A 13431-nucleotide genomic window follows, 5' to 3' on the forward strand; every position below is an offset into this window, starting at 1 on the left:
GCCACCCGACAAAACACGCGACTCAGAACGTCTCCCAGTTATCCCCGGAAACCGTCGCCGCCGGGCGCAACGGTACGTTCTGCGCCACCGGTGCAGCCGTCACCGCGCGGTTCGGCTTCGCACCGCTCAACCGAAACGCCCCAACCGCCTCGGTCAGACGCGCGCCCTGTTCTTCCAGAGACGCCGCCGCCGCGGAGGCTTCTTCCACCAGCGAGGCGTTCTGCTGGGTCACTTTATCCATCTCCGAAATCGCCTGGCTCACCTGGACGATACCGCGACTCTGCTCATCGGACGCCGCGGCAATCTCCAGCATGATGTCGGTGACGCGCTTCACCGCGTCGACGATCTCATTCATGGTGTTACCGGCGGCAACAACTTCACCGGACCCCTGATCGATCAGCGAAACCGATTCGTTGATCAGGCTTTCGATCTCTTTTGCGGCATTCGCACTGCGGCTTGCCAGGGTGCGCACTTCACTGGCCACCACGGCAAATCCGCGCCCCTGTTCACCCGCCCGCGCCGCTTCTACCGCCGCGTTAAGTGCCAGAATATTGGTCTGGAAGGCAATGCTGTTAATCACGGCGGTGATTTCAGAGATCTTCTTCGAGCTGCTGGAGATATTGCCCATGGTTTTCACCACGCCGGAGACCATCTGGCCGCCGCGGGTGGCTTTCCCGGAGGCATCTTCCGCCAGCTTGCTGGCATGATGGGCGTTATCCGCGTTCTGCTTCACCGTCGCAGTAAGCTGTTCCATGCTGGCGGCGGTCTGCTCGATGGCGGCAGCCTGCTGCTCGGTGCGGGAAGAGAGATCGGTGTTACCGGCAGAGATCTCGCTGGTGCCGCGGTAAATCTCCTCCGCCCCCTGACGCACGGTGCCGACCGTTTTTTCAAGCGAGTGCTGCATGGTTTGCAGATCGCGCGTCAGGCGGCCAATTTCGCTGCGCCCGGCCACATCGTCCGGCATCGTCAGGTCGCCCTTAGCGATATTCTCGATACGTTTCGCTGCCCGCTGCAGCGGATTGATTACCGTGCGGCGCAGCACGACAAAGGTCATCGCCGTCAGCACCAGCGCCAGCGCAAACGCGCCCACCATAAACATCAGGCCCAGCTGCGTGCGGCTGTGCGCCTGCGCCGTTAGCGCATTGGCACGGTCGGTACGGATCTTAATTGCCTTCAGCAGCACGGCGTTGTACGCGTCGTCCAGCGGACGCGCCGTTTCGTTTTCGTGATTGATGATCGCCTCGAACATGCCGTTTTTGGCGAATTTGACCATCGGCTGCATGCCCGCGATATAGGCGTCATACCGGGTCTTAAGCTCCGCATCCAGCGCTGCGCCCTCGGCGGTACGCACGGCGCGATTCATGTAGGCGGTAAAGCTCTCCTGAGACTGCTTAATGCGCGTTTCCGCCTCGCTGATGTTCTGCTTCATCGCATCCATCTCTGCGATACGGCTTGCCGCACCGGCGTGGATCAGATTGATACGCGCGGTTCGCAGATGGTTTGAGCTGTTCGACAGCCCCATACGCACCTGAATTTCAGCTGTGACATCCTGCTGATCGTTATCGGCCTGCAGCAGGAAATACCCTGCCAGACCCGAGCTCAAGGCAAACAGAAGAATAATGCCACCGAGAATGGAGGAAAACAGCGGAACCAGCCTGATGTGATGCAAGAAGCCCAGCTTGCGCTGCGCCAGCATCGAAGTAGTGTTGTCCATGACCGTCGACTCTCTTGTAGGTAAGATGCGTAAAAACACGCCTGTTAAATAGTCATCGGCACGGCAGAGATTTAGATTACGGCTAAAAACGCCGCACTGGTCACACTTTAGAGAAGATTATTAAAGAAATGCCAGCGGCGAAAAACCGCTGGCAGAAGAGTTACTTGTCGCCGAAATGGATAACGGTACGGATGGATTTTCCTTCGTGCATCAGATCAAACGCCTCGTTGATCTGCTCCAGCGGTAAGCGGTGGGTAATGAACGGATCGAGCTGAATCTTGCCGACCATCGCATCTTCAACCATACCCGGAAGCTGGGTACGGCCCTTCACGCCGCCAAACGCGGAACCGCGCCATACGCGCCCGGTGACCAGCTGGAATGGACGGGTTTTAATCTCCTGACCCGCACCGGCCACGCCAATGATGATGCTCTCGCCCCAGCCTTTGTGGCAGCATTCGAGTGCGGAACGCATCACGTTGACGTTGCCGATACACTCGAAGCTGAAGTCCACGCCGCCGTCGGTCATCTCAACGATGACGTCCTGAATCGGCTTCTCGTGATCTTTCGGGTTCACAAAATCGGTCGCGCCCATTTCACCCGCCAGCCTGAATTTCTCCGGGTTAGTATCGACCGCGATGATACGACCGGCCTTCGCCTGCACCGCGCCCTGAATCACCGCCAGACCAATGCCGCCGAGACCGAACACCGCCACGGTATCGCCCTCTTTGACTTTTGCGGTGTTATGCACCGCGCCAATACCGGTGGTCACGCCGCAGCCCAGCAGGCAGACTTTATCCAGCGGCGCCTGAGGGTTCACCTTCGCCAGCGAGATCTCCGCGCAAACGGTGTATTCGCTGAAGGTGCTGGTGCCCATGTAGTGATAAACCGGCTCGCCGTTGTAGGAGAAACGGGTCGTCCCGTCGGGCATCAGCCCTTTCCCCTGGGTGGCGCGCACCGCCTGGCAGAGGTTAGTTTTGCCGGATTTACAGAACTTACACTCGCCGCATTCCGCGGTGTACAGCGGGATCACGTGATCGCCCGGCTTCAGGCTGGTCACACCCTCGCCCACTTCTACCACAATCCCGCCGCCTTCATGGCCGAGCACCGCCGGGAAGACGCCTTCCGGGTCGTCGCCAGAGAGCGTAAACGCATCGGTATGACATACGCCGGTATGGGTGATTTTGATCAGCACTTCGCCTTTTTTCGGCGGTGCCACGTCAATTTCAACGATTTTGAGCGGCTGGCCGGGGCCAAATGCAACTGCAGCGCGAGATTTCATATGTCTTCCCTTCTTGTCAGGTATGTGGATTTATTTTAGATAAGAGCGCAGTAAATGGCCGACTTCCGCCATGCGAACGGCACGCTGATCCGGCGTGGTTTCCCCCGCTACCAGCTCATCTTTGAGGTGAATTTCAACCATTTCGCCCATCAGGCCATTGGCAGCCCCGCGCACGGCGGCAATTTGCTGCAGGATGGCCAGACAGGGGTCGCCAGACTCCAGCGCGCGTTCCAGGGCATCAACCTGGCCCCGAATGCGGCGGACGCGGGTAAGAATACGTTTTTTATCTTCGGGTGAATGCGGCATACGCCCTCCTGATACTATAGGGGGGTATGGTACCTATTTTGTTACCGCTGTGTAAACCTAAAGATGAGAGGGTTGAGGTTTTGTACAAAACTCGGGGGAGGCATTGGATACGCCAGATAACGAAGCAAAATAGAAAAAGCGTAAAGTCTCATCCTGATAAGCCGATAAAAACAGGGTCTTTTTTTAATATAGGGATATTACATGCGTAAACTCATCTCCTCCATTGGGCTCATAGCAGGTATGGCTGTAGCCACACCCGCGGTTCACGCCAGCACGTTGACACAAACGTTGACCCGCTGCGACTCAACCTTTTTCAACGAGATTTATCATCAGCGAGCCAAACTCAGCCGCGTAGCCCCCTTAACGCTCAACAAACATTCGCAGGCCTGGTTCAAAGCCCCTGAAGACGGCAATCGCACCATCTGGTTTGCTCAACCGCTGCATGAATTAAATCTGACGGTATCGGGATATTACCTGCAAACCAGCAATCTCGATGAAATCAATTACGGTAAGTACTATTACTGGGGACTCATTTTCAAAGAGTCACAAGAAGAAGTGATGTCCAGACTTGATCATTTGTCCTGGAAAAAGGCGGGAGATGATTATGTTTCTCAGACGATGATTAAAATCAACCCAAACAGTGAGTGGGAAGACAATGCGCAGGCGGTGTCAGGTATTGCTCCGGCAAAAGAAAGTACCGAAAAGCTGTTAATGCTCAGCAAAAGCAAAGACGGGACATTATTGCTCTGTACCGTTCAGGGAAATGTAACGCCTGACATGCTGACGACATTACGACCTGATTTATCCGCAGGGGATGCGAAATGAAAAAGCTAACATGGCTGGTATTACTTATGCTGACAGGTTGTACCGGGACAAGTAAACCCCAGCCCCAGTCCACCCCCAAGCCACCGGCAGGCGTCATAAAAATCCTTGAAGATAAGAAAATTGCTTCGTATATCGATCTTCGGGTGATTTCAACTTATCAGGGTAACGACCGCTTACGCCGCTTTTATTTCATCAATAACTACGCCGAGCAGACACTCATTATAAAAAATCCTCCCGTCTACATAGCGAGCTCACGGGCAATCGACGTGATTAACTGCGACAAAAACCAGCGTGCCGTTATGGCGCGAACCTATTTTTCGAAACCGTTCGCGGAAGGCGATGTCGTACATGTGACACAGGATGTGGGACAATGGGAAAGTTACCCGAAAGACTCTCTTTTTGGGATAATAGCGGAAAGCATGTGCAGTATTCCCGTTGAAAAACTCAAGCCAGAGCCAGCGAAAGATAATCGAAAACCGTTACTGGATGAATAAAATCTTCAGGACCTAAGCTTCTATGGACAGACTCGCTCTGCTCTATATTAAAGCGCGGGCTGGGCTGTCCGCTAACAAATAGCCTACCGTCCCCTGACAGCCTGCGCCAGCATCTGCAGTTCCTCCTTCAGCCAGCGGGTCGCGCCCCGCTGGCCGCTGCGTTTATGCGAGTAAATTTTCACTTCAAACGTGCGTATCGGAAACGGTAACGCAAAAATCCTGAGATCCGCTGTCTTAATCAGCTTCTCCGCGGCATAGCGGGGGATCGCCATCAGCAGGTCGCTTTCCGCTACGATAAACGGTGCGCTGAGCATCGACGGCGTTTTGATCGCGATTTGTCGGGTATAGCCCAGCTGCTCAAGCCGTACGTCAAGAACGCCCTGCTTCTCATTCCATGGCGTCACCACCAGGTGTCGGGCCGCGAGATAATCCTCCAGCGTGAGACGCGTCCGGCGCGCTTTGCTGATGACCACATACTCATCTTCAAACCAGTCGATCTCTTCCAGTTCCGGGTGTCGGATATCATCCTGAGTGCTGAAGCCCAGCGCGAGATCCACCTCGCCCGCCAGCAGTTCCGTCAGCGCCGGGCTGTGCGGCAGATAGCGCAATTCGAAACGCAAGCCCGGGGCCGCAAGCTGCAGTTTGTGCATCAGCGCCGGGAAAATGCACAGCGCGGTAAAGTCCGTTATCGCAATTTGTAAGCACTCCGAACTGCTGGCTGCATCAAACTCCGGCTGCGGAGTCAGCTCATGATTCAGGAACGACAGTGCGGAAGCAATCGAAGGCGCGAGCTGAGAAGCATACACGCTGGGGGACATGCGATGCCCTTCGCGGAAAAACAGCGGGTCATTCAGGGTGGCACGCAGGCGCGACAGCGCATGGCTGAGCGCGGATGTGCTCATCGCCAGCTCGTCAGCGGCCAACCGAACGGAGCGGTGGCGGTAAATCGCGTCGAAAACGGGCAGCAGGTTTAAATCAAGACGTCTCAGGGCCGGATGCATAATATTCATCATTTGTTGATTTCATTGCACTTAATTCTTCAGACAATACGCCGTATGCTTAACGCCATCAATCAAGACGCACGCTAAAAAGCAGGTAAAACAATGAGCATCACCCTTCGCCAGGCACGCCCCGAAGATGCGGCGGCCATTTACGCCATGATTTATGAGCTGGCGGTGTATGAAAAAGCCCCGGAAGAAGTGGTTACCACACCGGAGGAGATCCGGGAAACGCTCTTTGGCGCAGGTACTAAAACCGAAGCGCTGATCGCGGAGTGTGAAGGCAAGATCGCTGGCTATGCCGTGTTCTTCACCAGCTATTCAACCTGGCTTGGCCGCAACGGGATTTATATGGAAGATCTGTATGTTTCCCCAGCTTATCGCGGCCTGGGGGCGGGAAAAGCACTGCTGAAACATATCGCCCAGCTCGCCGTACAACGGCAGTGCGGTCGCCTTGAATGGAGCGTGCTGGACTGGAACCAGCCCGCCATCGATTTTTATCTGAGCATTGGCGCGCTGCCGCAGTCCGAATGGGTGCGCTACCGTCTTGACGGAGAAGCGTTGCTCAAATTTGCCGAATAGCGGCACGTCATACCCGAGAAGATCCCGCCCCGCGGGATCGCGCTTTCCTGCGTCGATCCCGTCTCAACAGATTATGAATTTATGCTACCCTTCCATAAATTTCATAAACATAGAGCAGAACGCCATGACGACAGCCCCTTTTATCCGCCCTCAACTCACCCTGCCAAACGGCGCTGACAAACTGCTGCTGCACTCCTGCTGCGCCCCCTGCTCCGGTGAAGTGATGGAGGCTATCCAGGCATCGGGCATTGAGTACACCATTTTCTTCTATAACCCCAATATCCATCCGCAAAAGGAATACCTCATTCGTAAGGAGGAAAATATTCGCTTTGCGGAAAAGCACGGCGTGCCGTTTGTTGATGCCGATTACGACACCGATAACTGGTTTGAGCGCGCGAAAGGCATGGAATGGGAACCCGAGCGCGGCGTCCGCTGCACCATGTGCTTCGATATGCGTTTCGAGCGTACGGCGCTCTATGCGGCAGAAAATGGATTCAGTGTCATCAGCAGCTCGCTGGGGATCTCCCGCTGGAAGAACATGCAGCAGATAAATGACTGCGGCCAGCGTGCGGCGGCGCGCTATCCGGGTATGGTGTACTGGGACTATAACTGGCGCAAACAGGGCGGATCCTCACGCATGATTGAGATCAGCAAGCGGGAACAGTTTTACCAGCAGGAATACTGCGGCTGCGTTTATTCGCTCAGGGACAGTAACCTGCACCGTAAGTCACAGGGCCGCCCGCTGATCCGCATTGGGAAACTGTTTTACGGTCAGGATGACAATGAGAAATAACGGGTTCCGGGTATAGAGATATATCCGAAAACTGCCCTTTCAGGTGCCGAATTTAGCCTTTCGTCTGCCGTATCCACAAAGAGCGGCTATCCTTTAATTATCAACAAAAGGAGGCAAAAATGTCTGATTTCGGTACTGATAAAAACACCCAGTTTGCTGAAGATAAAGCAAAAAATAAATTTGATGAACTTGCAGGTTCAGCGCAGCAGCAGTTTGGTGAATTCGTTGATTCACCAAAACATCAGGTTAAAGGTGCTGCTAAAAAATATGCCGCTCAGGCCAGCGATGCCGTTTCCGATGTCACTGAAGCCGTCAGAAACAATCCCCTCACCGGCCTCGTTGCCGCGGGTGCAATCGGTATTGTTCTCGGCTTGTTGCTGGGCCGGAAATAACCCAGGGCCCTTCGGGGCTTTATTTTTTCTTAACTAAACAACCTGACCATGCGGTCTAACTCCTCCTCTTTCACGGCGCGCGATAAATAATCTCCCTGAAAGTTCTTGATGCCCAGCTCGACTAATTTCTCAAACTTTTCTTCACTATCAACCCCCTCTGCAATACAGTCCGTTCCGGTCATGTCGCTGTAAACCTGTATCGCTTTAATCAAATTATAGTCATTGTCGTTTGCCACAAAATGCTCAACGATGTCCCGATCCAGCTTAAGCCCATCGAAATGCACCTGGCGCACCGGGAACATGGTTTGATGGTTAGAGAAGCAGTCATCCAGGAACAATCGACACCCCGTATTGCGTAAATGCCGCATGGTTTCAGGGATCCTTTTGTCCTTCGTCACGTCAATATCTTCTGCAAATTCAAAAACCAGCTTTTCGGCCCACTGCGGTTTGAGCAGCATGCCGATGGCTTTCCGTGCCATATCAGGCAAAGCATTCCCGGACGCCAGACGAGGCGGAATATTCACTGAAAAATAGTATTTCCCGTTATACTTATTAATACCTGAAACGGCGGCATGGATGACCAACGCCGTAATTTTCAGCCAGATTTCATGATTCGAAACATCCGTTAAAAAACTGGCAGGCTTGACAATTTTACCGTTTTTATTCCAGCGAATCAGGATTTCAAACCCGACCCCTTTTTTATCTCGATCGGTAATAATCTGATATGCCGGAAATATTTCCCGATTACGTAACGCATTAAAAATTTCGGCTTCTTTTTCCGTGAGCCCCACTTTTTGACGCGGGTGTTTATCAGGTTTATCTGCTTTAAAATTGTGCGGATCGTGTAACCAGCGCTTAATTAAACGTAATTTAAGCACACCTTCCTTTCGGTGGGTATAAACCGTTTTATTCGACAATCCCATTCTATCGCACATTTCCTTTACGGACATACCACGATAGAAATTTAATAAAACATCAATCTCTCTTCTTGTTAACCACTTTAGATTTTCTTCCGAGCCAATATCCATGTAGCGTTCACGTAATACTCGAGAACGATCCTTAAAGCTTTTGTAATGGGTATTAAAACAGCCTACTATGTCCGAAACGCTGGCTACGCGAATCAATGATAATTGATAACTGTTATTTAAAAGACTGCCCAGCGTGCGGTACAGCCAGCCGTCAGGAATATCACCATACAGGGTGACATGCCGAATAACGGGGAGTGCATTGAGTACCGAGGCCAGTCGCTTCAGGCTTTCCAGGAGATTGACGACACCTTTCCCGAGGAACACCACGATATGGGCATCCTGATTTTTAAGGATATTTTCAACATCCTGTTGGGATGCCTCATCTCCGTTAAAGTGAATTTGGGAAGCGTGGATTCCGTACTTATTGAGGATCGAACAATACCCCTGAAATGTGAAGCCGCAGGCTGAGATGACAAATTTATGTTCATCGCAAACCCCATTTTTGAGAGACATTTTTTGGGTCATAACCCGCTCCTGGGCACCAAAGCGCCATTTCTGTTTGAGTATGCGTAAAATCTATTGCATCTGTTGCGTAGTATAATTTTACAGTAGCACCCAGGGTTAAGAAACTGTTATCAGCCTAATTCACCGGAACATCTTTGCGTTAATCACAAACGTTTAACTATACTTTTCTTTTCAAATAACCACGGCAAATATTTTATTCTCAGGGTATAATGAAAATTCCGAAAAAGAAGACTGGACACTTCATCTATCGGCTCATTCAAATACGAGAAAAATGCTATGGATAATCATATCTCATCCAGGGCCTTGCTACATCGAAGGGATGTCATAAAGAGCAATCCACGATTCGGTGAGGCAATATTAGAGCACTACACAATTAATGACACCATCTACAAAAAACAACCTTTGTTCTACAAGACAATGCTACAGGAATCACGGTTCAACATTATCCTCTCCATGTGTTGTTTTATTTTTGGCAATCAGGCCGAGTCAGTTTCTGAAATTAAAGAGTTATGTTCTCGCTATAAGATAGCCAGCCCCAACAGCGTTATTGCGATCATTACGATACTCAGAACCACCGGGCGCATCAGGACCTGGCGCTGTACGGAAGACAGACGAAAGACGAGAATCGCGCCAACCGAAAAAGGCCTGAATGAACTAAAGCGTTATATGTCCGGCGCTTTTTTGCCCGTCAGTATTCTTTATCCGACATTTAATATTAATGTAAACCTGCTGGACAATGATATTTTGAGAAGTAACTTCTTCCGCCGCGCGGCAGAATATCTTTTTCGGGGATTAACGTTCAGAAAGGTTTTGCCTGAAGTAGGATTATTTATTGATAAAGATGGTGGCCGTATGATTATGCTTTATCTTTACCTGCAGGCTATGAAAAACAAATCCACCCATGGTGCCGTTATTGACTATTCAGCCAGCACGCTCGCAAAAGAATTTTTTGTATCGCGCATCCACGTCAACCGGATTATCAAATCAGCTCAGGAGGCGGGCTATCTTAAAGATCGGGGTGATGGTCGGCTATCGGTCTATCCGGCGTTTATCGAACTCGTCGAAAATTATGCCGGATTATATTTTGCGTATGTCACGCATTACATCAACGTGGTTCCTAAAGAGCGACGCCACCCTCACAACGTGACGTCAACCGTATAATCCACCAGGCGTTCGGTGTTCCGAACGCCCTTCACCTATCTTTCCCGCAGCGCCTCTTTTGCCTTGTTCAGCGGTTTCAACAGATAATCCAGAATGGTTTTGCTGCCGGTTTTAATGTCTACGGTGGCAATCATGCCCGGAAAGACCGGAAATTCCTGACCCTGCTTATTGGTCAGATGGTTACTGTCGGTACGAATATAGACGCGATAGTAATAAACATCTCTTTTCACCTCATCCTGCAGGGTGTCCGGTGAAATCATGGTCACTTCCCCTTCCAGCCCGCCGTAAATGGAGTAGTCATAGGCCGTCACTTTTACCAGCGCCTTCTGGCCAGGATGGATAAACGCCACATCGCGCGGCGAAATTTTCGCCTCAATCACCATCTGATCGTCAAGCGGAACCAGACTCATCAGCTTGCCGTTCGGCGGGATGACGCCGCCCACGGTCGTGACGTCAATATCCTTTACGATCCCGCGAACCGGCGCATTGAAAGTCAGTCGGGTCAGGGAGTCTTCCCGACCCTTCATCACCGAACGCTGGGCTTCAATCTCCGCATTGGCTTTCGCCAGCTCTTCACGGGCGCGGACGTAATACTGGTTTTTCATCTCGGTGATTTTATTCTCAAGCTCATTTTTTTGACGCTCAAGACGCAGCACCTCCACCTTGCTGGCCGCCCCCTGGGTCACCAGCGGACGGGTCAACGACAGCTCGCGTTGCACCAGCTCGGCACCCTGACGTAAACCAGCCAGCCCCTTTTCAAGGCTCTCGCGACGGGACTGATAGAGCGCCGTTTCCTGCTTAACCAGCTCAACGTCGTCATCCAGCTCCTCGGGAAACGTCAGCTCCGTGTCGTTAACTTCGGCCTTCAGGCGTGCCGCCGTGGCCAGCGCCGCATTCAGACGCGACTCGCTCTCCAGCACGCTCGACTCGGTTTTTGTCCGATCAAGCTGCGCGAGCTGCTGGCCGCGCTCGACGATGTCGCCTTCGCGCACCATCAGGCTGTGGATAATGCCGCCTTCCAGGGACTGGATGACCTGCTCATGAGAAGACGGTATCACCTTACCGCTGCCGGTCGTCACCTCATCAAGTTGGAACAGGCTCGCCCAGGCGATAAACGCCGCCAGCAGGGCGAACAGCGACCATGCCACCAGCGTGGCGCGCGGAAGGCGCGGCTCTTTCAGTCGGCTATTAAAACGGGAGAAATCATTCATGCTGCGCCCTCCTCTGCAACCGCCGCCGGTTTCATGGTCACGGTGCGCTGTGCTGTCTTTTGCGGCGCCATGCCGTGCTGGTGCAGGATGGCGTCGCGCGGGCCGTCCATCACGACCTTGCCGTTTTCCAGCACGATGATGCGGTCGACCAGGTCCAGAATCGGCAGGCGATGCGTCGCCAGCACCAGCGTCCGGCGCTTACCCAGCCATGTGTGAAGATGCTGAATAAACTGCTTCTCGCTCATTTCGTCCAGCCAGGCGGTAGGCTCGTCCAGCAGCAGGATAGTCGGCGAGGTGATCAGGGCGCGCGCCAGCAAAAGCGCCTGACGCTGACCGCCGGAGAGGCCCGTTCCGCCCTCGTTGATGATGGTGTTCAACCCCATTTTCTGTTTGCGCACAAACTCCAGCGCGCCGCTGTTGACCAGCGCCTGGTGAATCTCATCGTCGGTCGCCAGCGGGTTGCCCATCAGGATGTTGTCCCGCACGGAGCCAAAGAACAGACGGGCCTGCTGGCTCAGCAGCTGCATGTCGCGACGCACGTCGGCCGGGTCGAGATGATTAAGGGCAATATCGTCCAGCAGAATGCTGCCCTGCTGCGGCTCCTGCATGCCCGCCAGAAGCTGTAGGAGCGTGCTTTTGCCGGAGCCGTTGCGCCCGAGCACCGCCACGCGTTCTCCGGCGCGGATCTGCAGCTTGCTGATGTTGAGCACGGTGAGTTTCTCTTCCTCGTCGTAATAAAACCCGACGTCCTCAAGGGCATAGTCGCCGCGCAGGTGGGCTTTGTGCACCTTCTTGCCGTGCTGCGGATCGTCAATCGGCCGCTGCATCAGGTCGTCCAGCCCCTTGCGGGCCACTTTTGCCGACTGCCAGCGCGAGAGCACGCCTGAGATCTGCGACAGCGGCGCAATGGTCCGCGACGCCAGAATCGAGGTGCCCACCAGCGCACCGGTGGTCATGTCACCGCTGATGACCAGATAGCAGCCCACCAGCAGCACCACCGCGTAAACAATCGACTGCACCTCCTGCGTCCAGGTGAGCAGCAGGCCCGTCAGCCAGCGCTGCTTCATGCCGACGCTGGCGGCGACGTCGTTGGTGTTATTCCACTGGTTCTGGAAACGCTGCTCGGCGCGCATCAGCTTGATGTCTTCAATGCCCTGCACCGCTTCCACCAGCGTGGCGTTACGAATGGCGGATTCACGCATCCCTTCGCTGGAGAGTTTCCCCAGCGGGCGCTGCACCAGCAGGCCAGGAATAAGCAACAGCGGCACGGCGAGCAGGACCACCAGCACCAGCGGACCGCCAATCATCCACAGAATGAAGACGAACAGCAGGAAGAACGGCAGATCGGAGAGGGCCGCAATGGTCGTCGAGGTGATCAGCTCGCGCACCGACTCCAGCTCGCGGATCTGCGCGATAAACGATCCGGTTGATTTCGAGCGTGCGCCGTTTTTAATCCGCAGCGCGTGGGCAAAGACGCGTTCAGAGATGCGCAGATCGGCGCGCTTCCCCACCACGTCGGAAATGTGCACGCGCAGCATGCGCATGATGAATTCGAACACGATGGCAATCATCACGCCGCCAAACAGCACCCACAGCGTGGCTTCTGACTGCGACGGTACCACCCTGTCGTAGACCTGCATGGAGAAGACCATGCCGGAAAGCGCCAGCACGTTGGCGACCAGCGCCACCAGCATAATGTCGCCGTAGCGTCGCCAGTCCTTCAGCGCCAGCTGCCAGAACCAGTTTTTTTCATACGGTTTGATGTAGTCATCCACGCGGGCATCCGGCGTGGACTCGAGCGGGCGCAGCACCATCAGGCCCTTTAATCGCGACCCGAGCGCCTCGCGCGTCAGCGTCGTCTCCAGGCCGCCGTCGCCGCTGAACTGCAGGCTGACGTTGCCTTCGTTGTCCATGCGGTTGATCACCGCAATCTGCCCGCCGGTGAATTCTGCCAGCAGCGGCAGGCGCCACGGATCGAGGGATGCCGCTTCTGCCGCCACCACGCGCATCCCCAGCCCAAGCTGGCGCGCCATCTCCTCCAGCACCAGCTGGCGCGGCGACTGGCTTTCATGGTTAATCGTGACCCGAACGTGCTCCACCGAAAAGTCCAGCCGGTAGTGCTTCGCGATGATGAGCATGCCCTGCAGCCAGGGTTCGTACTGTGGATGTGTCTTCATAATCTC

13 protein-coding genes are annotated in these 13431 nt (G+C 54.0%); 6 read left to right on the forward strand and 7 right to left on the reverse strand.

The window, feature by feature from the left end; translation table 11 throughout:
- Positions 1-22: 22 nt before the first annotated feature.
- The 3 genes from ACVCAM_RS05575 to ACVCAM_RS05585 form a co-directional block, all read right to left on the reverse strand.
- On the reverse strand, positions 23-1714 hold the full coding sequence (locus tag ACVCAM_RS05575) for a methyl-accepting chemotaxis protein (protein WP_248249258.1): 1692 nt from the start codon (positions 1712-1714) through the stop codon (positions 23-25).
- Positions 1715-1874: 160 nt separating this feature from the next.
- Positions 1875-2993, reverse strand: coding sequence for an S-(hydroxymethyl)glutathione dehydrogenase/class III alcohol dehydrogenase (locus ACVCAM_RS05580; RefSeq protein WP_021242543.1), 1119 nt, complete (start codon positions 2991-2993; stop codon positions 1875-1877).
- Positions 2994-3023: 30 nt separating this feature from the next.
- Positions 3024-3299: a metal/formaldehyde-sensitive transcriptional repressor gene (locus ACVCAM_RS05585; protein ID WP_021242544.1), complete on the reverse strand. Its 276-nt coding sequence runs from the start codon at positions 3297-3299 to the stop codon at positions 3024-3026.
- Between the two features lie 201 nt (positions 3300-3500).
- Between ACVCAM_RS05585 and ACVCAM_RS05590 the strand changes: the two genes are divergently transcribed.
- On the forward strand, positions 3501-4124 hold the full coding sequence (locus ACVCAM_RS05590; protein WP_044596400.1) for a hypothetical protein: 624 nt from the start codon (positions 3501-3503) through the stop codon (positions 4122-4124).
- Positions 4121-4618: a surface-adhesin E family protein gene (locus ACVCAM_RS05595; protein WP_232930694.1), complete on the forward strand. Its 498-nt coding sequence runs from the start codon at positions 4121-4123 to the stop codon at positions 4616-4618. Before ACVCAM_RS05590 ends, ACVCAM_RS05595 begins: the two co-directional genes overlap by 4 nt.
- A gap of 83 nt (positions 4619-4701) precedes the next feature.
- On the opposite strand, the gene ACVCAM_RS05600 is transcribed toward ACVCAM_RS05595, so the two are convergent.
- Positions 4702-5631 carry a LysR family transcriptional regulator gene (locus ACVCAM_RS05600; protein ID WP_407223336.1) on the reverse strand — a complete coding sequence of 310 codons (930 nt, stop codon included), beginning with the start codon at positions 5629-5631 and terminating at the stop codon, positions 4702-4704.
- A gap of 90 nt (positions 5632-5721) precedes the next feature.
- Between ACVCAM_RS05600 and ACVCAM_RS05605 the strand changes: the two genes are divergently transcribed.
- From ACVCAM_RS05605 to ACVCAM_RS05615, 3 genes are all read left to right on the forward strand, one after another.
- Positions 5722-6198: a GNAT family N-acetyltransferase gene (locus ACVCAM_RS05605; protein WP_008502292.1), complete on the forward strand. Its 477-nt coding sequence runs from the start codon at positions 5722-5724 to the stop codon at positions 6196-6198.
- A gap of 124 nt (positions 6199-6322) precedes the next feature.
- Positions 6323-6991 carry an epoxyqueuosine reductase QueH gene (locus ACVCAM_RS05610; RefSeq protein ID WP_008502293.1) on the forward strand — a complete coding sequence of 223 codons (669 nt, stop codon included), beginning with the start codon at positions 6323-6325 and terminating at the stop codon, positions 6989-6991.
- A gap of 119 nt (positions 6992-7110) precedes the next feature.
- Positions 7111-7383 carry a DUF883 family protein gene (locus tag ACVCAM_RS05615; protein WP_008502294.1) on the forward strand — a complete coding sequence of 91 codons (273 nt, stop codon included), beginning with the start codon at positions 7111-7113 and terminating at the stop codon, positions 7381-7383.
- 29 nt (positions 7384-7412) lie between these two features.
- Here ACVCAM_RS05615 and ACVCAM_RS05620 read toward each other — a convergent pair whose 3' ends face one another.
- Complete coding sequence (locus tag ACVCAM_RS05620) at positions 7413-8876, reverse strand: EAL domain-containing protein (RefSeq protein WP_407223335.1); 1464 nt, start codon at positions 8874-8876, stop codon at positions 7413-7415.
- A 276-nt stretch (positions 8877-9152) separates the two neighbouring features.
- Here ACVCAM_RS05620 and ACVCAM_RS05625 point away from each other — a divergent pair, with 276 nt between their 5' ends.
- Entirely contained in the window at positions 9153-10037 is an 885-nt protein-coding gene (locus ACVCAM_RS05625) for a hypothetical protein (RefSeq protein ID WP_025911207.1), read from the forward strand.
- 35 nt (positions 10038-10072) lie between these two features.
- On the opposite strand, the gene ACVCAM_RS05630 is transcribed toward ACVCAM_RS05625, so the two are convergent.
- Together ACVCAM_RS05630 and ACVCAM_RS05635 are read right to left on the reverse strand one after the other, a co-directional pair.
- Complete coding sequence (locus ACVCAM_RS05630) at positions 10073-11248, reverse strand: HlyD family type I secretion periplasmic adaptor subunit (RefSeq protein WP_021242553.1); 1176 nt, start codon at positions 11246-11248, stop codon at positions 10073-10075.
- A complete protein-coding gene (locus tag ACVCAM_RS05635; protein WP_447093548.1) occupies positions 11245-13425 on the reverse strand; it encodes a type I secretion system permease/ATPase in 2181 nt (726 codons plus the stop codon). The genes ACVCAM_RS05630 and ACVCAM_RS05635 overlap by 4 nt, the downstream gene beginning before the upstream one ends.
- Positions 13426-13431: the final 6 nt, after the last annotated feature.

It is taken from the genome of Enterobacter sp. CFEC122, from assembly GCF_052983755.1.

Coding starts and splice junctions, on each gene's coding strand:
- ACVCAM_RS05630 (WP_021242553.1), bottom strand. CDS start 11,248: ATGAATGATTTCTCCCGTTTTAATAGCCGACTGAAAGAGCCGCGCCTT.
- ACVCAM_RS05625 (WP_025911207.1), top strand. CDS start 9,153: ATGGATAATCATATCTCATCCAGGGCCTTGCTACATCGAAGGGATGTC.
- ACVCAM_RS05595 (WP_232930694.1), top strand. CDS start 4,121: ATGAAAAAGCTAACATGGCTGGTATTACTTATGCTGACAGGTTGTACC.
- ACVCAM_RS05610 (WP_008502293.1), top strand. CDS start 6,323: ATGACGACAGCCCCTTTTATCCGCCCTCAACTCACCCTGCCAAACGGC.
- ACVCAM_RS05575 (WP_248249258.1), bottom strand. CDS start 1,714: ATGGACAACACTACTTCGATGCTGGCGCAGCGCAAGCTGGGCTTCTTG.
- ACVCAM_RS05605 (WP_008502292.1), top strand. CDS start 5,722: ATGAGCATCACCCTTCGCCAGGCACGCCCCGAAGATGCGGCGGCCATT.
- ACVCAM_RS05620 (WP_407223335.1), bottom strand. CDS start 8,876: ATGACCCAAAAAATGTCTCTCAAAAATGGGGTTTGCGATGAACATAAA.
- ACVCAM_RS05580 (WP_021242543.1), bottom strand. CDS start 2,993: ATGAAATCTCGCGCTGCAGTTGCATTTGGCCCCGGCCAGCCGCTCAAA.
- ACVCAM_RS05590 (WP_044596400.1), top strand. CDS start 3,501: ATGCGTAAACTCATCTCCTCCATTGGGCTCATAGCAGGTATGGCTGTA.
- ACVCAM_RS05615 (WP_008502294.1), top strand. CDS start 7,111: ATGTCTGATTTCGGTACTGATAAAAACACCCAGTTTGCTGAAGATAAA.
- ACVCAM_RS05585 (WP_021242544.1), bottom strand. CDS start 3,299: ATGCCGCATTCACCCGAAGATAAAAAACGTATTCTTACCCGCGTCCGC.
- ACVCAM_RS05600 (WP_407223336.1), bottom strand. CDS start 5,631: ATGATGAATATTATGCATCCGGCCCTGAGACGTCTTGATTTAAACCTG.
- ACVCAM_RS05635 (WP_447093548.1), bottom strand. CDS start 13,425: ATGAAGACACATCCACAGTACGAACCCTGGCTGCAGGGCATGCTCATC.